20 protein-coding genes and 1 pseudogene are annotated in these 17,831 nt (G+C 69.7%); 4 read left to right on the plus strand and 17 right to left on the minus strand.

All coding sequences use genetic code 11. The annotated features are described in order from the left end of the window. Nucleotides 1–193 precede the first annotated feature (193 nt). Complete coding sequence (locus tag ACIRVF_RS23350) at nt 194–610, plus strand: hypothetical protein (RefSeq protein WP_402820947.1); 417 nt, start codon at nt 194–196, stop codon at nt 608–610. Here the strand turns inward: ACIRVF_RS23350 and ACIRVF_RS23355 are convergent. The 8 genes from ACIRVF_RS23355 to ACIRVF_RS23390 are packed head-to-tail and all read right to left on the minus strand — an operon-like array spanning nt 600 to nt 7,389. Then, a complete protein-coding gene (locus ACIRVF_RS23355) occupies nt 600–977 on the minus strand; it encodes a metal-sulfur cluster assembly factor (protein ID WP_355205970.1) in 378 nt (125 codons plus the stop codon). The genes ACIRVF_RS23350 and ACIRVF_RS23355 overlap by 11 nt on opposite strands. A 22-nt stretch (nt 978–999) precedes the next feature. Continuing rightward, nucleotides 1,000–1,452 (minus strand): Fe-S cluster assembly sulfur transfer protein SufU, encoded by a 453-nt coding sequence (sufU, locus tag ACIRVF_RS23360; protein ID WP_402820952.1) that lies wholly within the window; start codon nt 1,450–1,452, stop codon nt 1,000–1,002. Between the two features lie 20 nt (nt 1,453–1,472). Then, a complete protein-coding gene (locus ACIRVF_RS23365) occupies nt 1,473–2,732 on the minus strand; it encodes a cysteine desulfurase (protein WP_402820955.1) in 1,260 nt (419 codons plus the stop codon). Next, nucleotides 2,729–3,493: a Fe-S cluster assembly ATPase SufC gene (sufC, locus tag ACIRVF_RS23370; protein WP_196952639.1), complete on the minus strand. Its 765-nt coding sequence runs from the start codon at nt 3,491–3,493 to the stop codon at nt 2,729–2,731. The genes ACIRVF_RS23365 and sufC overlap by 4 nt, the downstream gene beginning before the upstream one ends. 6 nt (nt 3,494–3,499) lie before the next feature. Next, complete coding sequence (locus ACIRVF_RS23375) at nt 3,500–3,817, minus strand: bifunctional 3-phenylpropionate/cinnamic acid dioxygenase ferredoxin subunit (protein ID WP_207813275.1); 318 nt, start codon at nt 3,815–3,817, stop codon at nt 3,500–3,502. A gap of 5 nt (nt 3,818–3,822) precedes the next feature. Continuing rightward, a complete protein-coding gene (gene sufD, locus ACIRVF_RS23380; RefSeq protein WP_402820959.1) occupies nt 3,823–5,064 on the minus strand; it encodes a Fe-S cluster assembly protein SufD in 1,242 nt (413 codons plus the stop codon). 57 nt (nt 5,065–5,121) lie between these two features. After that, a complete protein-coding gene (gene sufB, locus ACIRVF_RS23385; protein WP_030290241.1) occupies nt 5,122–6,537 on the minus strand; it encodes a Fe-S cluster assembly protein SufB in 1,416 nt (471 codons plus the stop codon). Between the two features lie 9 nt (nt 6,538–6,546). Continuing rightward, nucleotides 6,547–7,389 carry a helix-turn-helix transcriptional regulator gene (locus tag ACIRVF_RS23390; RefSeq protein ID WP_402821272.1) on the minus strand — a complete coding sequence of 281 codons (843 nt, stop codon included), beginning with the start codon at nt 7,387–7,389 and terminating at the stop codon, nt 6,547–6,549. 164 nt (nt 7,390–7,553) lie between these two features. On the opposite strand from ACIRVF_RS23390, the gene ACIRVF_RS23395 reads away from it, so the two are divergent. Together ACIRVF_RS23395 and ACIRVF_RS23400 are read left to right on the plus strand one after the other, a co-directional pair. Further along, on the plus strand, nt 7,554–8,483 hold the full coding sequence (locus ACIRVF_RS23395; protein WP_402820962.1) for an ABC transporter ATP-binding protein: 930 nt from the start codon (nt 7,554–7,556) through the stop codon (nt 8,481–8,483). A 47-nt stretch (nt 8,484–8,530) separates the two neighbouring features. Then, a complete protein-coding gene (locus tag ACIRVF_RS23400) occupies nt 8,531–9,250 on the plus strand; it encodes an ABC transporter permease (RefSeq protein WP_402821275.1) in 720 nt (239 codons plus the stop codon). A gap of 71 nt (nt 9,251–9,321) precedes the next feature. Here the strand turns inward: ACIRVF_RS23400 and ACIRVF_RS23405 are convergent, their stop codons facing one another. Beyond that, a complete protein-coding gene (locus ACIRVF_RS23405; protein WP_402820964.1) occupies nt 9,322–10,002 on the minus strand; it encodes an LAETG motif-containing sortase-dependent surface protein in 681 nt (226 codons plus the stop codon). 318 nt (nt 10,003–10,320) lie between these two features. Beyond that, nucleotides 10,321–11,652, minus strand: coding sequence for a choice-of-anchor A family protein (locus ACIRVF_RS23410; protein WP_402820967.1), 1,332 nt, complete (start codon nt 11,650–11,652; stop codon nt 10,321–10,323). Nucleotides 11,653–11,840: 188 nt separating this feature from the next. On the opposite strand from ACIRVF_RS23410, the gene ACIRVF_RS23415 reads away from it, so the two are divergent. Next, nucleotides 11,841–12,818: a heme A synthase gene (locus tag ACIRVF_RS23415; RefSeq protein WP_402820969.1), complete on the plus strand. Its 978-nt coding sequence runs from the start codon at nt 11,841–11,843 to the stop codon at nt 12,816–12,818. A gap of 79 nt (nt 12,819–12,897) precedes the next feature. On the opposite strand, the gene ACIRVF_RS23420 is transcribed toward ACIRVF_RS23415, so the two are convergent. From ACIRVF_RS23420 to ACIRVF_RS23450, 7 genes and pseudogenes are all read right to left on the minus strand, one after another. Next, nucleotides 12,898–13,626, minus strand: a complete 729-nt coding sequence (locus ACIRVF_RS23420) for a PaeR7I family type II restriction endonuclease (protein WP_402820971.1) — start codon at nt 13,624–13,626, stop codon at nt 12,898–12,900. A gap of 12 nt (nt 13,627–13,638) precedes the next feature. Then, a complete protein-coding gene (locus ACIRVF_RS23425; protein ID WP_402820973.1) occupies nt 13,639–15,315 on the minus strand; it encodes an Eco57I restriction-modification methylase domain-containing protein in 1,677 nt (558 codons plus the stop codon). A gap of 162 nt (nt 15,316–15,477) precedes the next feature. Beyond that, complete coding sequence (locus tag ACIRVF_RS23430) at nt 15,478–15,915, minus strand: NUDIX hydrolase (protein WP_402820975.1); 438 nt, start codon at nt 15,913–15,915, stop codon at nt 15,478–15,480. Further along, nucleotides 15,908–16,117: pseudogene (locus tag ACIRVF_RS23435) on the minus strand (HAD family hydrolase); the annotation flags it as partial. The pseudogene ACIRVF_RS23435 and the gene ACIRVF_RS23430, both read right to left, overlap by 8 nt. 36 nt (nt 16,118–16,153) lie before the next feature. Then, nucleotides 16,154–16,723: a flavoprotein gene (locus ACIRVF_RS23440; protein WP_402820977.1), complete on the minus strand. Its 570-nt coding sequence runs from the start codon at nt 16,721–16,723 to the stop codon at nt 16,154–16,156. After that, on the minus strand, nt 16,720–17,232 hold the full coding sequence (locus ACIRVF_RS23445) for an NUDIX domain-containing protein (RefSeq protein ID WP_402820979.1): 513 nt from the start codon (nt 17,230–17,232) through the stop codon (nt 16,720–16,722). Before ACIRVF_RS23445 ends, ACIRVF_RS23440 begins: the two co-directional genes overlap by 4 nt. A 241-nt stretch (nt 17,233–17,473) precedes the next feature. Then, nucleotides 17,474–17,686 carry a DUF397 domain-containing protein gene (locus ACIRVF_RS23450; RefSeq protein WP_360418565.1) on the minus strand — a complete coding sequence of 71 codons (213 nt, stop codon included), beginning with the start codon at nt 17,684–17,686 and terminating at the stop codon, nt 17,474–17,476. Nucleotides 17,687–17,831: the final 145 nt, after the last annotated feature.

The following is a 17,831-nucleotide window of genomic DNA, read 5'->3' on the forward strand; positions in this document are numbered from 1 at the left end:
GGGGTTCCCCCACCACCGCCCGCGGCCCCCGGCCAGGACCCCGCCCCCTCGCACCAGCCTTCACCCCGCGGGGTGGCCCGACGTCGGCCGCGCGCCAACGGCACGCGGCCGACGCCCAACACCCCGCAGTCCCAGCACCGTTGAACAGAGGGAAGCCCCCGCTCGTGCCAGGAATGCAGAAGGAACCCCCACTATGACAACGTCAACCCACCTGCCGCGTCCCGTCCAGATGCTGCAGGCCAGCACGCTGTGCCTGGCCGGAACGGCCGCCCCGCAGCTCACCCGGGAGCACCAGCTCGCCATGGACCGGGTGTGGAGGGCCGCGACGAAGGCCAACCCCGAACTCTTCGACGGTCCGGCGGTGGTGTGCACCGCCGCTGAGCAGGCCGGCCAGACCCTCGTGCTGCACTGGTCCCCCGTCACCTACCGGTGGTTCGCGCTGCGTCACGTGCCGGCCGGCAAGGTGGAACGCAACCTCGGCGGCAGCCTCCGGGCACGCACGGGTGTTCACCCGGTGACGGGCGAAGCGGGGCGCGGAAACGCCACTGCCGCGCGAGCCCGGTGGGTTCGCGCGGCAGTCACAGCGGGTCGACAGGACCTCAGACGTTGAAGCCCAGCGCCCGCAGCTGCTCGCGTCCGTCGTCGGTGATCTTGTCCGGGCCCCACGGCGGCATCCAGACCCAGTTGATCCGCAGGTCCTGGACCAGCCCGTCGGTGGCGGTCTTGGCCTGGTCCTCGATGACGTCGGTCAGCGGGCAGGCCGCCGAGGTGAGCGTCATGTCGATGGTGGCCACGTCGGACTCGTCGATGTGGATGCCGTAGATCAGGCCCAGGTTGACGACGTCGATGCCCAGTTCGGGGTCGACGACGTCCATCAGGGCCTCGGTCAGGTCCTCGACCGAGACGGTGCCGGCGGTGGTGCCGACGATGCCGCCGTTCGGCTGCTCCTCCGCAGCGGAGGGGGTTTCGTCACTCATTGGTTCTGTCCTCCTCTGCAGGTCAGTCGTTCACGACGGGGTTCTGGGCGAGCGCCTGGGCGGTGGCGTCCTTCCAGGCCATCCAGCTGAGCAGGGCGCACTTGACCCGGGCCGGGTACTTGGAGACGCCGGCGAACGCGACCGCGTCCTCCAGCACCTCCTCGTCGCCCTCGCCCTGGCCCTTGCTCTGCATCAGCTCCAGGAAGGCCTCCTGGACCGCCTGCGCCTCGCCGACGGTCTTGCCGACCACCAGGTCGTTCAGCACCGAGGCGCTGGCCTGGCTGATCGAACAGCCCTGGGACTCGTACGAGACGTCGGCGACCTTCGCGCCGTCGAGCTTCACCCGCAGGGTGATCTCGTCGCCGCACGTCGGGTTGACGTGGTGCACCTCGGCGTCGCCGTCCCGCAGCCCCTTGCCGTGCGGGTTGCGGTAGTGGTCCAGGATGATGTCCTGGTACATCGAGTCGAGCTTCATGGTCGTCCTGCCCTGTCCCGTCAGCCGAAGAAGTTCCGGACGTGGTGCAGGCCGTCGATCAGCGCGTCGACCTCGCCCGGCGTCGAGTACAGGTAGAACGACGCCCGCGTGGTCGCCGGAATTCCGTACCGCAGGCAGACCGGCCGCGCGCAGTGGTGCCCGACCCGCACGGCGATGCCCTGCTCGTCCAGCACCTGGCCCACGTCGTGCGGGTGGATGTCACCGAGGGTGAAGGAGATCGCGGCGCCGCGGTCCACGGCCGTGCGCGGGCCGATGATCCGCAGGTCCGGGACCTCCAGCAGGCGCTCCACCGCGTACTCGGTGATCGCGTGCTCGTGCGCGGCGATCCTCTCCATGCCGATGGCCGACAGGTAGTCGATGGCCGCGCCCAGCCCGACCGCCTGGGCGATCGGCGGGGTGCCCGCCTCGAACTTGTGCGGCGCCGGGGCGTAGGTGGACGAGCCCATGGTGACGGTCTCGATCATCTCGCCGCCGCCGAGGAACGGCGGGAGGTCCTCCAGCAGCTCCTGGCGGCCCCAGAGCACGCCGATGCCGGTGGGGCCCAGCATCTTGTGGCCGGTGAAGGCGACGAAGTCGGCCTCCAGCGCCTGCACGTCCAGCACCATGTGCGGCGCGGCCTGCGAGGCGTCGATGACGACCAGCGCGCCGACGGCCTGGGCCCGGCGGACGATCGTCTCGACCGGGTTGACCGTGCCGAGCAGGTTGGAGACCAGGGTGAAGGACACCACCTTGGTCTTCTCGGTGATCAGCTCGTCGATGTTCGACAGGTCGAGCCGGCCCTCGTCGGTCAGCCCGAACCACTTGAGCTTCGCACCGGTGCGCTGCGACAGCAGCTGCCACGGGACGATGTTGGAGTGGTGCTCCATCTCCGTGATCACGATCTCGGAGTCGGCGTCCACCTTGTACGGCTCGTCGGCCCAACCGAGCATGTTGGCCACGAGGTTGAGCGACTCCGAGGCGTTCTTGGTGAAGATCACCTCGTTGCGGCTCGGCGCGTTGACGAAGGCGGCGACCTTGTCGCGGGCGCCCTCGTACATCGCCGTGGCCTCCTCGGCGAGCACGTGCACGCCGCGGTGGACGTTGGCGTTGTGCCGCTCGTAGTAGGCGTTCAGCGCCTCCAGCACCTGGCGCGGCTTCTGCGAGGTGGCCGCGTTGTCCAGGTAGACCAGCGGCTTCTCCTCGTGCAGCAGACGCTGCAGGACCGGGAAGTCCTTGCGGATCGCGTCGGTGTCGAGCAGACCGGTGAAGGCATGTGTCACTCGGACGCGCCCCCCTTCACATACGCCTCGTAGCCCTCGTTCTCCAGCTTGTCGGCGAGCTCGGCGCCGCCGGACTCGACGATGCGGCCGCCCGCGAACACGTGGACGTAGTCGGGCTGGATGTAACGCAGGATGCGCGTGTAGTGGGTGACCAGCAGGGTGCCGACCTCGCCGGTCGAACGGACCCGGTTGATGCCCTCGGAGACGATCCGCAGCGCGTCGACGTCCAGGCCGGAGTCGGTCTCGTCGAGGATCGCGATCTTCGGCTTGAGCAGCTCCAGCTGGAGGATCTCGTGGCGCTTCTTCTCACCGCCGGAGAAGCCCTCGTTGACGTTGCGCTCGGCGAAGGCCGGGTCCATCTGCAGGGCGGCCATCGCCTCCTTGACCTCCTTCACCCACAGCCGCAGCTTGGGGGCCTCGCCGCGGACGGCGGTGGCGGCGGTGCGCAGGAAGTTGCTGACCGAGACGCCCGGGACCTCGACCGGGTACTGCATGGCCAGGAAGACGCCGGCCTTGGCGCGCTCGTCGACGGACATCTCCAGGACGTCCTCGCCGTCCAGCAGCACCGAGCCGCCGGTGACGGTGTACTTGGGGTGGCCGGCCAGCGAGTAGGCGAGGGTGGACTTGCCGGAGCCGTTCGGACCCATGATGGCGTGGGTCTCGCCCTGCTTCACGGTCAGGTCGACGCCCTTCAGGATCTCGCGCGGGCCGTTCTCGGCCTCGACGGAGACGTGCAGGTCGCGGATTTCAAGGGTTGCCATGTGTACTCAGGACTCCTGGTTGACGGAGACGAGCACATCGTCCCCTTCGATCTTTACGGGGTAGACAGCGACCGGCTTGGTGGCGGGCAGGCCGGAGGGCTTGCCGGTGCGCAGGTCGAAGCTGGAGCCGTGCAGCCAGCACTCGATCATGCAGTCCTCGACCTCGCCCTCGGAGAGCGAGACGTTCGCGTGCGAGCAGATGTCGTTGATCGCGAACACCCCCTCGTCGGTGCGGACGATCGAGACCGGCACGCCGTTGAGGTCCACGCGCTTGGGCACGTCCTCCTGGAGGTCGCTCAGCGCGCAGGCACGGAGGAAGCTCATCGGGTTCAGACCGCCGCTTCCAGCTCGGCGTCGATCTTCTCCATGAGCTGGTCCTGGACCTCGGCCACGCCGATCTGCTGCAGAAGCTCGGCGAAGAAGCCGCGGACCACCAGGCGGCGGGCCTCGTCGGCCGGGATGCCGCGGGCCATCAGGTAGAACAGCTGCTCGTCGTCGAAGCGGCCGGTCGCCGAGGCGTGGCCGGCGCCGACGATCTCGCCGGTCTCGATCTCCAGGTTCGGGATCGAGTCGACCCGGGCGCCGTCGGTGAGCACCAGGTTCCGGTTGAGCTCGTAGGTGTCGGTGCCGAGCGCGGCGGCGCGGATCAGCACGTCGCCGACCCAGACCGCGTGGGCGTCCTGGCCCTGCAGCGCGCCCTTGTACGCCACGTTCGACCGGCAGTGCGGCGTGTCGTGGTCGATGACCAGGCGGTGCTCCAGGTGCTGGCCGGCGTCGGCGAAGTACAGGCCGAACAGCTCGGCCTCGCCGCCGGGGCCGGCGTAGTTGACCCGCGGGTGCAGCCGGACCAGGTCGCCGCCGAAGGTGACGACCACGGACTTGAACGACGCGTCCCGGCCGACCAGCGCGTTGTGCTGGGCGACGTGAACGGCGTCCCGCTCCCAGTCCTGCACGGAGACGAAGGTGAGCTTGGCGCCGTCGCCGACCAGGAGCTCGACGTTGGCGGCCCGGGTGCCGGTGCCCGCGTGGTTGAGCACCACGACGGCCTCGGCGAACGGCTTGACCTCGATCACCACGTGGGCGAAGCGGACCCCGCCCTCGGCGCGCACGTCGATCTTGACCGGCTCGGTCAGCACCGCGTCCTTGGGGACGGTGACCACCAGCGCCTGCTCGAAGGCGCTGAAGGCCTGCGCGGCGACCCGGTCGACCGGCGTGCCGGCCTTGCCCAGGCGCGCGTCGTCACGGCCGACGGTCTCGGCGGTGACGCCGTCCGGCAGCGCGAACTCGACCTTGTCAGTGCCCTCGCCGCCTCGCTCGGCTTCAGCGGCGGCGGTCCCGTCGTGCAGCCCGCCGAGGCGGTGCAGCGGGGTGAACCGCCAGTCCTCCTCGCGGCCGTGCGGCACCGGGAAGTCGTTCACGTCGAAGGAGGGCTTGACGGCGACGCGCGCGTCGATCGGCTGCTGGACCGCGGTCCGGCCGGTGCCGGGGCCGGCGAGCTGCGCGCCCGCGCCGGCGGTGCCGACCTCGATCGAACCGGCGGTGGTGGAGCCGGTGGTGTTCTGCTCAGCCATGGCTGTTCGTAGTGCTCTCTTCCTCGGAAATCAGTGGACGGCGGTGGCGGCCGGGGGTCAGCCGACCGCGCCCTCCATCTGCAGCTCGATCAGCCGGTTGAGCTCCAGCGCGTACTCCATCGGCAGCTCGCGCGCGATCGGCTCGACGAAGCCGCGCACGATCATCGCCATCGCCTCGGTCTCGGTCAGGCCGCGGCTCATCAGGTAGAACAGCTGGTCCTCGCTGACCTTGGAGACGGTCGCCTCGTGGCCCATGGACACGTCGTCCTCGCGGACGTCCACGTACGGGTAGGTGTCCGAGCGGGAGATGGTGTCGACCAGCAGCGCGTCGCACAGCACGTTGGACTTGGCGCCGTGCGAGCCCTCGCCGATCTCGATCAGACCGCGGTAGGACGTCCGGCCGCCGCCGCGCGCCACCGACTTGGAGACGATGTGCGAGGAGGTGTTCGGCGCCATGTGCACCATCTTGGCGCCGGCGTCCTGGTGCTGGCCCTCGCCCGCGAAGGCGATCGACAGGGTCTCGCCCTTGGCGTGCTCGCCCATCAGGTAGACGGCCGGGTACTTCATGGTGACCTTGGAGCCGATGTTGCCGTCGACCCACTCCATGGTCGCGCCCTCGTACGCCACGGCGCGCTTGGTGACCAGGTTGTAGACGTTGTTCGACCAGTTCTGGATGGTCGTGTAGCGGCAGCGGCCGCCCTTCTTGACGATGATCTCGACGACCGCCGAGTGCAGCGAGTCGGAGGAGTAGATCGGCGCGGTGCAGCCCTCGACGTAGTGGACGTAGGCGTCCTCGTCGACGATGATCAGCGTCCGCTCGAACTGGCCCATGTTCTCGGTGTTGATCCGGAAGTAGGCCTGCAGCGGGATGTCGACGTGCACGCCCTTCGGCACGTAGATGAACGAGCCGCCGGACCACACGGCCGTGTTCAGCGCGGCGAACTTGTTGTCACCGGCCGGGATGACGGTGCCGAAGTACTCCTTGAACAGCTCCGGGTGCTCGCGCAGCGCGGTGTCGGTGTCCAGGAAGATGACGCCCTGCTCCTCCAGGTCCTCGCGGATCTGGTGGTAGACGACCTCGGACTCGTACTGGGCGGCGACACCGGCGACCAGGCGCTGCTTCTCCGCCTCCGGGATGCCCAGCTTGTCGTAGGTGGCCTTGATGTCAGCGGGCAGGTCCTCCCAGGACTCGGCCTGCTTCTCGGTGGAGCGGACGAAGTACTTGATGTTGTCGAAGTCGATGCCGGAGAGGTCGGAACCCCAGGTGGGCATGGGCTTCTTGCCGAACAGCTTCAGGCCCTTGAGCCGCAGGTTCAGCATCCACTCGGACTCGTTCTTCTTCGCGGAGATGTCGCGCACGACCTCCTCGCTGAGCCCGCGCTTGGCCGCGGCACCGGCGGTGTCCGGGTCGGCCCAGCCGTACTCGTAATTGCCCAGGCCCTCAAGCTCCGGGTGCGAAACGGTGTCAGTCATGCGAGCTTCCTAACGCGCGGACGCAGAATCTTCGGTGGACGTACCGGCAGTCGGCGCTGCATCGGAGCCGTGGCCCGCGGAACGCCGGGCGGGCGACGATGCGGCACCGGGTGCCGGCACATAGGTGGTGCAGACCCCGTCGCCGTGGGCGATGGTGGCCAGCCGTTGCACATGGGTGCCCAGGAGCTGGGAGAAGACCTCGGTCTCCGCCTCGCAGAGCTGCGGGAACTGCTCGGCGATGTGCGCGACCGGGCAGTGGTGCTGGCAGAGCTGGGCGCCCGCCGGGGCCTTGGCCACGGCCGACGGGACACGCCGCACCGTGGCAGCGTACCCGTCCGCGCTCAGCGCCTCGGCGAGGGCCTCGGGGCGCTCCCCGGCGTCGGCCCGCCGCAGGGCGTCCAGGTACTTCTCCGCCTGCTTGCCGAACCGGGCGCGGGCGAAGGCGGCGACCGCCTCCTCGCCCGCCTTCCCGCCGCCGACCGAGTCCGCGATCCAGCGCAGCGCGTCGGCCGCGAGCTGGTCGTAGGCCTGGTAGAAGGCGTCCCGGCCGCCGTCGGTGAGGGCGAAGACCTTGGCCGGGCGGCCGCGGCCCCGACTGCCGTAGACCCGCTGCTCGCGGGACTCGACCAGGCCGGCGGCGGCCAGTCCGTCGAGGTGGCGGCGGACGGCGGCGGCGGTGAGGCCGAGCCGGTTCGCCAGGTCGGCGGCGGAGGAGGGGCCGTGGTCCAGGATCGACCGGGCGACCCGGTCGCGGGTGGCGCGGTGGCCCTCCAGCAGCACCTCGGCCGCCGTCACGGGCACGTCGCAGTGGGAGGCCGACTCGGCCTCCTGCTGCTGGGCGTGCTCGCGCATGTTTTTCACAACACCAGTGTTGCGTAATTGCTTCCGGGAGGACAAGCCGTGATCCAGGCCTCACCGGTGGCATCTGTCACGCAGGCAAGCCTTACCTGATCAGCGGGAACGATCACCAAGGCCGGTGTCCGATCCGCCCGTTCGGCCCTCTTACACTCGCCGGTATGAACCCCGTACCCGCGGTAGAGATCGCCGGGCTGGTCAAGCGCTACGGCGACAAAGCCGCGGTGGACGGCCTCGACCTCACCATCGCACGCGGCGCGATCACCGCCGTCCTCGGCCCCAACGGCGCCGGCAAGACCACCACCATCGAGACCTGCGAGGGCTACCGCCGCCCCGACGCCGGCACCGTCCGCGTCCTCGGGCTCGACCCGGCCACGCAGAGCACCGCGCTGCGACCCCGGATCGGCGTCATGCTCCAATCGGGTGGCGTCTACGCGGGCGCGCGCGCCGTCGAGATGCTCCGGCACACCGCCGCGCTGCACGCCCACCCGCTGGACGTCGACGCCCTGGTCGAGCGCCTCGGCCTCGGCTCCTGCGGCCGCACCACCTACCGCCGGCTCTCCGGCGGCCAGCAGCAGCGGCTCGCCCTGGCGATGGCCGTGGTCGGCCGCCCCGAGCTGGTCTTCCTCGACGAGCCCACCGCCGGCCTCGACCCCCAGGCCCGCCGCGCCACCTGGGACCTGGTCCGCGACCTGCGCCGGGACGGCGTCACCGTGGTCGTCACCACCCACCACATGGACGAGGCCGAACAGCTCGCCGACCACGTCGCCGTCGTCGACCGCGGCAGGGTCATCGCGAACGGCACCACCGAGGAGCTGTGCCGCGGCGGCGCCGAGGACGCCCTGCGCTTCGACGGCCCGCCCGGACTTGACCTCGGCCCGCTGCTCAAGGAGCTGCCCGCGGGCGCCACCGCCGCCGAGACCGCCCCCGGCAACTACCGCGTCGCGGCGCCCGTCGACCCCAGCAGGCTGCTGGCCACCGTCACCGGCTGGTGCGCGGCCTCCGGCATCCTGCCCGAACGGCTGTCCGTCCAGCGGCGCAGCCTCGAAGACGTCTTCCTGGACCTGACCGGACGGGAGCTCCGCTCGTGACCACCGTGGACTACTCCCCGAAGCCGGGAGCGGCGCCGGTCGGCCGGATGCTGCTCGCCCAGACCGCCTTCGAGACCCGCATGCTGCTGCGCAACGGCGAGCAGCTGCTGCTCACCGTGGTCATCCCGACCGTGCTGCTGGTGCTGTTCTCCGCCGTGGACGTCGTCGCGGTGGAGGGCCCGGGCAAGCGGGTCGACTTCCTGGCGCCCGGCCTTCTCGCGCTGGCCGTGATGTCCACCGCCTTCACCGGACAGGCCATCGCCACCGGCTTCGAGCGCCGCTACGGCGTGCTCAAGCGGCTCGGCGCCAGCCCGCTGCCGCGCTGGACGCTGCTGACCGCCAAGACCGGCTGCGTGCTGGTCACCGAGGGGCTGCAGGTCGCCCTGCTGTCGGCGATCGCGCTGGCGCTCGGCTGGTCCCCGCACGGCAACCTGCTGGCCGTCGCCGCCCTGCTGGTCCTGGGCACCGCCGCCTTCTCCGGACTCGGCCTGCTGATGGCCGGCACCCTCAAGGCCGAGGCCACCCTGGCCGCCGCCAACCTGGTGTTCATCCTGCTGCTGCTGGCCGGCGGGGTGATCGTGCCGCTCGGCAAGTTCCCCGGAGCGGTGCGGTCGGTGCTGGAGCTGCTGCCGATCTCGGCGCTCTCGGACGGGCTGCGCTCGGTGCTCCAGCACGGCGCCGGGGTGCCCTGGTCGGACCTCGGCATCCTGGCCGGCTGGGCCGTCCTGGGCCTGGCCGCGGCCGCCCGGTTCTTCCGCTGGGAGTGATCGCCCGCTCGGCGACGTGCGACGCCCCCCGGCCGCCTGAGGCCGGGGGGCGTCGTGCGTTCGGTCGCGGGTCAGCCCTGGCTGCCGCCGCGGCGCTTGCGGGCGAGCAGCACGAGCGCGCCGCCGACCAGCAGCACCCCGCCGCCCCCCGCCGCGATCATCGGGGTGGCGTCGCTGCTACCGGTCTGGGCGAGCGCCGGGGCGCTGGTCGCGGGGGCCGGAGCCGGGGCGGCCGGGGTCGTGCTGGGGGCCGGGGTCCTGGTGGGGGTCACGGTCGGGGTCGGCGTCGGGGACGGGGTGCCGGTCGGCGTCGTGGTGGGGGTCGGGGTGGGAGTAGGGGTCTTGGTGGGGGTCGGAGTAGGCGTCGGGGTCGGGGTGTGGCACGGCGCGATGGTCTTGGTCTCGTCGACGTTCCAGCCCTTCTCGGCCGGGGTCTCGGTGGTCTTCACCACCAGGTGCGCCGTGACCGGGGCGTCGTGGTCCTTCACCGGGAAGGTGCCGTGGAACTCCGCCGGGAACTCCTTGGCGTCCAGGACCTTCTCGTCGCCGACGGTGAGGCTGACGGTGTTCTTCACGTCAGGCTTGGGGCTGTAGTTGATCAGGTCGATCACGACCTTGTCGCAGGTCACCGACCAAGTCGGCACGTGCGCCGAGGCGTTGGTGGCCAGCGCCAGGGGCAGGAGGAGCCCGGCCGCCGCCGTGCCGGCGATTGCCGTCGCACCGATCCGAATGTGCCGCTGCTGTCGCGCCATTACGCTGTTCCCCTCCGAACGGTCTTGCGCAGCAGGCGCGTTGAGTGGTTCGCGGTGGCCCACTACGACATGTCCGGGGGACTCTACCGGCACTCCCGCACCGCGCCACACCCCGCCGTACGACCGGATTTCGTCTGTCGGTCCGTTCCCGAATGTGCATGACCAGCCCATCACGGCCGCCACCTCGGAGAACGCGGAATCGGCGAAGTTGAATGAACTTCGTCACTTTGACCACAGAGCAGCGCCCCCGGCGATCGAGTTCGATCACCGAGGGCGCAATATCGATCAGCCGACGAGCGTGCGGAGCTCTCCGCCGGCTCAGGCCTTCCCGGCCGCCTTCCGCCGGGCCGCCACCACGATCCCGCCGCCGGCCGCCAGCACCACGGCGCCGCCGATCGCCAGCGGCAGCACCGGGCCGGAGCCGGTGTGCGCCAGGTTGCCGCCCGCGTCGGCCTGGACGGACGGACCGGCCGAGGTGCCCGGCACCGCAGCCGCACCGGAGGCGGACGGGCTCGGCGCCGCGCTCGTGCCCGGCCTGCCGGTCGCCGGAACGCCCGGGGAACCGGACGGGCCGGTCGGGGCGCCCGGCGTCACCGGAGTGGTCGGCGAGCCGCTCGGCACCACCGGCGGCACGGTCGCCGTAGCGGTCGGGGTCGGAGTCGGGGTCGGCACGCTGGGGCCGGGCAGGCAGCCGGTGAACGGGTAGTGGTGGGTCTCGGCGCCACCCTTGCCGGTCAGCGAGGCCGCGATCACCGAGCCGTTGACCGGCCCGCCGCTGCCGAGGTCGAAGGCGGCATTGGGTGCCAGCACGGTTCCGGCCCAGGCGGCCGCGCTGTTCTTGACCACCTTGGTCGCGGTCGGGAAGTTCCAGAGCAGCTTGGACCGGATCGCGCCGCCGGACGCGCTCTGCAGCTTGTCGTCCAGCACGAAGGCGGACTTGCCCGCGTCCCACAGGTGGAAGCCGGTGGTCCCGGCCGCCGCCATGTCGTACGAGCCGCCGGTCACGTTGATGACGGTCACCGAGCCGGCCGGCACCTTGACGAAGACGTCCTTGGCGCCCTGGAGCCTCGCGGCGTCGACCGTGAAGCCGTTGTACTTGGCGTCCCCGCCGGTGAAGGTCAGTTCGGCGCCCCTGGCCTGGACGGTGGCCCCGGCGGTCTGCGGCACGGCGGCCAGCTCGGTCGCGGCGGCGCGCAGCCTGACGAACTCGGCCTTGAAGTCGATCGGCGAGGAGCCCTGGGCGATGGTGCCGGCGTGGGCCTGGACGACCGCGCCGTCGGCCCTGGAGCCGTAGACGCCGTTGCCTTTCATCACCTGGGTGTTGTTGCCGGTGATCTTGCCGGCCACGACCAGCGCGTTCTTGCCGGGCAGGGCATCGACCTCGGCAGCGGTCAGCTCCTGGCCGACCGAGAAACCACCGGTGAAGTTCGCGTTGCCGCCGACGGCGACGGCGCCCTCGGCGTCGGGGGTGTGGGTGTCGTCGCCCTCGATGAACTCGCCGTAGAGGTTGGCGACCCCGAGGCCGCGGCACTCCTGGTCGGTGCCGACGGCGCCGACGGTGCCGACGGCGTGGGCGGCCGGGACGATCAGGCCGGCGAGTGCGAGCGAACCGCCGACCGCGAGCGCGGCGGCGGAGGCGGGTATGCGCATGTGCAGGATCTCCGCTTACGTGCGGGAAGTGGGAGCGGCCCGAAAAAAGGTATGGACCAATCCGCACTCTTTCGGCCGGACGGGCGATTGGTCAAGACCAATGACCGCCTTGCCCGAACAGTCCCGTTTGCGCGCCCGGTCGCCGCACCCCGCGCCCCGCCCCAAGATCGCCCGTAAGGCCGCCTACGATGGGTGCCGTGCGTACCCCCTTCTCCCTGCTCGCCGAGCGCTGGCAGCCCTCCGCCGCAATGGTCCGGCGCGCCACGTTCGCCGCGCTGGTGATGAGCGTGGTGATCGTCGTCACCGGCGGCGCCGTCCGGCTCACCGCCTCCGGCCTCGGCTGTACGACCTGGCCCCGCTGCACCGCCGAGAGCCTGACGCCCACGGCGGAAATGGGCTTCCACGGCATCGTCGAGTTCACCAACCGGATGCTCACCTACGTGCTGAGCGCGGCCGTCGGCTGGGCGATCCTGGCCGCCCGCTGCCACCGCCCGTGGCGGCGGAGCCTGACGAAGCTCGGCTGGGCGCAGTTCTGGCTGGTGATGAGCAACGCCGTCCTCGGCGGCATCACCGTGCTGACGGGCCTGAACCCCTACACCGTCGCGCTGCACATGATCGCCGCGATGGCCCTGGCCTGGGTCGCGCTGCTGATGTGGGAGCGGTCGAAGGAGGGCGACGGCGCCCCCCGGCTTTCGGTGGCCCGCCCCATCCACCAGCTCTCGTACGTACTGGTCACCGTCGTCGGCCTCCTGGTCGCGGCGGGCACCCTGGTCACCGGCGCCGGCCACCACCCGGGCACGCCGCAGGACAACAAGATCGTGCCGCGCATCCCGATCGACTACGACAGGCTGGCCCAGTTCCACGCCGACTTCGCGTTCGTCTCGGTCGGCCTGACCATCGCGATGATCTTCGTCTTCGCGGCGATCAAGGCCCCGCAGGCAGCCAAGTCCCGCACCAAGGAACTCCTCGCGGTGCTCTTGCTCCAGGGCGTCCTGGGCTTCGTCCAGTACTTCACCGACGCCCCCGAGCTCATGGTCGGCCTCCACATGCTCGGAGCGACCCTGACGTGGATCGCCGCCCTCCGCATCCCCCTCGCCCTGCGCGTACGTGAGGAAGCGGTCGTCGAGCAGCTGCCCGCACAGACCCCGCAGACCGCCGCAGTCTGAGCGTCGGCGAAGGCCCCCATCCCCTCGGATGGGGGCCTTCGGCGTATCCCGCACGGGCTGCGCAGCCTACTCACACGGGTCAGCGCCTCGGCAGCCCGAGTTCCTTCAGGTAGCCGATCCGCGCGTTTATGGCAGCGGAGAAGTGCCGCCAGTCCAGACTGTCAACGGGCTCGCTCGGCTTCGGATCGGTCGCCGACGACGTGACGTAGCAGACCGCGTCGTAGAGCTGCTCGGCCATCAACCGCTGGCAGAAGATACCGAACCGCTCCTGGTAGGACTTGCCGCGCCAGATGTCCTCGACCGGGAAAGCCCCCTCGGCCGGCTTCACGGGCCGCCTCGATCCTTCCTCGTCCTGCATGATGAAGAAGTACCCGAGCCAGGGCTTCTCTCCGGGATAGACGTCGGCCAACGCTGCCCTTCGAAGGTCGACGGCGCTGCCGAGGGCCTCTTCGACCCGGTTGTTGTAGTTGTTGCCGAAGGACGGCCCGCCCAGAGCCTTCATCTCGAAGGCAGCCACCAGCGTGTCCTCGTAGGCCACGACGACGTCCCACTGCTTCTGCGGCCTGTAGTAGCCGGGGAGCTCCAGACGCTGGGACGTGGTGATCCGGATGCTCTCCCCCGGATAGCCCGCTTCGAGGAAGAACTTCGCCAGGAGGGCCGCGATGGAATCGAAGTGCTTGCCACCTCTGACGGAACCCGCGGTACCGGCGCCGACTGCGGCCTTGATCGCCGACTGATCCTTCTGGGCCTGCTTGACGCCCCAGTACGCCGCAACGGCGTCCTCGAAATCCTGGCGGCTGACCGTCAAGGTCGGTTCCTCCTAAGCGGGTAGCTCGGTAAGCCCGTAGACACGCAGTGCTGCCTCGGTGGCCGCGTCCACGTCCCGCCTGTTGAAGGCGTCGATCAGGGCTGCACGGTCCTCCTCGGCGATGGCCGCCGGGTCCGGAACCCGGATCTTGCGGAGGTACTGCGCCTGGAAGCGGAGCGTTCCCCCACGCATCTTGACCGCGTACGCCTCCACGAACGCCTCGGCCACCTTGGAGAGGAGCAGACCACCGAGAACACGCATGTCCCAGACGTCCGAGACGATGAAGTACAGGTTGTGGTGAGGGTACAACTTCCCTTCGTCGAGCACCGGATGGATGGTCAACTTCATGTCCGGAAAGAGAAGTTTGGGCCGAGTCCTCAGTCCGGGGTCGACCTTGTCGATCGTCTTGTACCAGCGGTCCGGCTGTTTGGCCGCCACGTACCTCTTCCGCAGGACGCCGCTGTGCCGGCGGAAGTAGGCGCCGAGTCTCGGATAGGCGGAAAGGTCGACGAGTTCGCCCTGGGAGTTCCACGGATTGACCAGGCAGGATCCGCTCCAGTCGATGGAACCGCTGGTGGTGTCCCGGACCATGGCCAGGGGCAGAAGCCGGTCCGGCTCGACCAGTTCGCGGTCATCGGTGATGAAGACCTTGTCCGCGCCGGTCGCGACGCCGATGCCGACGCGTGTGCCCGTGGTCTCGTCCTCCAGCAACCGAAACCGGTCGCTGAGGTCTTCGAGGACGGCGAGCCTGGCAGGCGAGGCCGCCGGCCAGGAATCCTCACCGGGGAACCAGTGCGGCAGTACGGCCGCCTGGAACGCGGCCGTGGCGATCGGCTCCCGAACCTCGGCGGTGTACCAGGCAAGGAAGTCACGGGCCTCCGGCTCCCCGAACGCACGGGTCGTGTCAGCGGCAACCGCGCCGCCCTGCGGATGGCGGGAAATGATCGTGACAGCGGGGTACGCCGAGACCTGCTCCTGGAAGGCGTCCACGTCGTGCATCACCAGTGCCAGATCCATGCTGAACTGCCCGGTCACCAGCTGACGGAGCTTGCGGCCGTACTGGTTCCTCATCCAGCGGTCCGCGCAGATGAAGCCGAGACGGCCGCCCGGCTTCAGACTACGGAGTGCCAACTCGTAGAAGCCGATGTAGATGTCGGCGCGGCCGCCCATCGTGGAGCAGACGCTGCGGTAGGCGTCCATCCGGTCGCCGGGGACATCCTCCAGCCTGATGTAGGGGGGATTGCCGACGACGAAATCCGCGCGGTGCTCGGCGTCGGTCCGGAGGAGGTAGTCACCCTGTTTCACCCAGTGCGCGGCAACCTTCCGAGCCTCACTCCGCTCCCAGCCGTCATCCCGAAGGCATTGCTCGACGACTCCCCGGCTCTCGGCCACGTTGCGCCCGAGCAGGTCGAACGCCTGGACGGCGTCGACCGCATCGGTGATCGGCCGGCCATGGGCTCGGCACGAGGCACTCATCCGCGAAGCGATCACGCCGAGGAACGCCCCGGTGCCACAAGCGGGCTCGACGACCTCCAGGTGGGCGAGGTCCTTGTCCGGCGTGTAGCCCAGCAGATCGAGGATGAGCTCGACGACCCAACGGCGGGTGAAGACCTCGCCGTGTTCGACTGCTTCCGCGGGGACCTCAGGCAACGCCTGCTTGTCGATGTCGAAGTGCGCCAGAGTTGCCACGACTCGACCCTACAGGGGGCGCTTCGGCGATCATCCGAGGCCTGACCAGGATCAACTGACAGTGGGCATCGACGGCGTCACTCTCTGCGCCTGCCTGTCCCTCTACGAAGATCACCTGCCACCGTGCTGGTCTGTGCCGATCGAGCAGGCGGATCGACGTTGTCACAACAAGCGTCGGCCGTCGTGGCTCCGGACCTTGGGTGCCGTCTCCTCCCGAAGCGCGTCCAGCACGCGCACGACATAGACCTCGGCCATGCGCTCGCAGACCTCGTCCGGCGTGAGCCAGTCCACTTCGAGCGACTCGTCCGACGGCTGCTCCCTCCCACTCTCCGGTCGGCAGCGGAAGACGAGGGCGACGGCCCCTCGGCTCATGTTCTTGTAGACGCCGGTCAGCCGTTCCGCACCAACCTTGATCCCGGTCTCCTCGTACACCTCCCGGCGCACCCCGTCCTCAACGGACTCCGTCAGCTCCAGCACCCCGCCCGGAGGCTCCCAAGCCCCGTTGTCAGCCCGCCGGATGGCCAACACTCGGCCGTCCTCGCGCACCACCACGCCAGCGACGGACACCGAGTGGAGCGGCGCAGTCGCCTTCTCACTCATGCGCGGAAGACCTGAGATAGACCTTCTGCCACTCCAGCGAGGTCATCGTGAGAGCTGCCTCGGCCAGTTCCCGGGCTGAGTCGGTCTTGAGGCTGCCGAGGCTGCTGTCGATCCAGGGCTGGACGTTCTGGTAGCCCTGTTCCCGGTACTCGACCGCCTGGAGGAGGCATTCGAGTTTGTCAGCGTCATGCGCGACAACCAGCCTCCCTCCCATCACGCACAACCTTCACCTTGCTTCTCACGCCGCCAGCCCTGAAAGGCTATTGAGGGTAGGACGAAGCAGATCGAGAACATGGGTCCAGCTGTACTCATCGCGCGCTCCGCCGGACTTGGGCTTGTGGGGTACGGAGTCGCCTACCAGAACGCCCATCGAGCGCAGTCGGGCGAGGCTTTCTGAATACGCCGGGTGGGCTGCCAGGGCGGAGTTGACGTACGGCTGGACGGCGACGGGAATACCCAGCCCGTACGCCTCGCAGAGGATGCCCAGCGCGAGCGTGTCCGCGATCCCGAGGGCCCATTTGTTGATGGTGTTGAAGGTGGCGGAGACGACCGCGATGGCGTCGGCCCCAGGCAGCGGCCGGGAACTGCCGGGCGTGCGCCAGGCCGAGCGGATCGGATAGTCGGTCTGGGCTTCGATGGCTTCCTGGTCCAGGAAGCCGAGCGCGTTGGGAGTGGCGATCACCCCGACCTTCCATCCCTCAGCGTGAGCGGCGGTGATCAGCTCGCCCACGCCATCAGCCACTCCCGACGCACAGACGATCACGTAGAGAAACGGCTCTCGCTGCGAACTCGCTGCTTCTGACGTCACCGTGCCTCCACCCCGTCTCGCAGGTACCGCATACTGCCATCTGAGATCGCCCTGACAGCGGCATTCAACCGGTTCCGCTGGCGGGTCCGCAGTCGGTCGGCGACCTCCGATGCCGGCAGGAAGACGGCTTCGGAGAGTTCGTCGTCGTGTGGGCGAACCGTCTCGACCCGAGCGGGTGGGAGGGTGCCCGCATCGAAGATGAAGGCGATCTGGTCGTCCCACGGGCCGTGCGGCGCGACCCAGTCCACGACGAGCAGACGGCGGATGGTGATCTCCAGGCCCAATTCCTCGCGAATTTCCCGTACTGCGGCCTCATCCGGTGGCTCGTTCGCCTCCGCCATCCCGCCAGGAAGGTCCCAACCCTCTTTGTCGGTCGGGTTGACGGTCAGGATGCGACCGGCCAGGTCGCGCAGGATCACGTCGGCTGAGACGCGCTTCCGGGCTTGCCCGGCGTTCCCCTCCGCGAGGTAGGCGTTCCAGGCTTCGGTGTCAGTAGGTGCAGGCCTCACGTTGAACCTCCCGGGGACAACGGGATGATGTCAGCCAGCAGGAGCTGCGGCGCTCTGCGCGCCTCATCACCCCGCCTCTCAGGCCGTCAACTCTTCAAGGCTGCTGATGGCAGGATGAAGCAGGTCGAGACCAGTTGTAACTGTCACGTCCTCCGCCGGACTTGGGTGTGCGGGGCACGTAGTCGCCAACAAGGAGGCCGCTGTCCGATCGGACAGCGGCCTCCCGAACCCTCTCCGAGGTTCAGGCCTCGCCGAATTCGCCGGCCCGTACTCCGGCGACGAACGACCTCCAGGCCCCTGCCGGGAAGACGAGAGCAGGGCCCTGCGGGTCCTTGGAGTCACGGACGGGGACCAGACCGGGGAAGTTCGGGGCCACCTCGACGCAAGTGCCGCCGTTGTTGCTGTAGCTGGACTTGAACCACGCGGCGCCGGACAGGTCTACAGGGGGGATCATGATGTTCCTCTCACGCCTTGCGAACTGCGGATCATCTCCAGCGACGCGGCCTTCGACAGGGCTTCCACCTGGAGCTGGTGGTAGTCCCGCTCCCAGGCCCGAGTAGTCGCGTTGTCCCGTGCGAGGAAGCCGCGCAACTGGCACT

This window comes from Kitasatospora sp. NPDC101157 (genome assembly GCF_044768255.1).
Lineage (GTDB): Bacteria > Actinomycetota > Actinomycetes > Streptomycetales > Streptomycetaceae > Kitasatospora.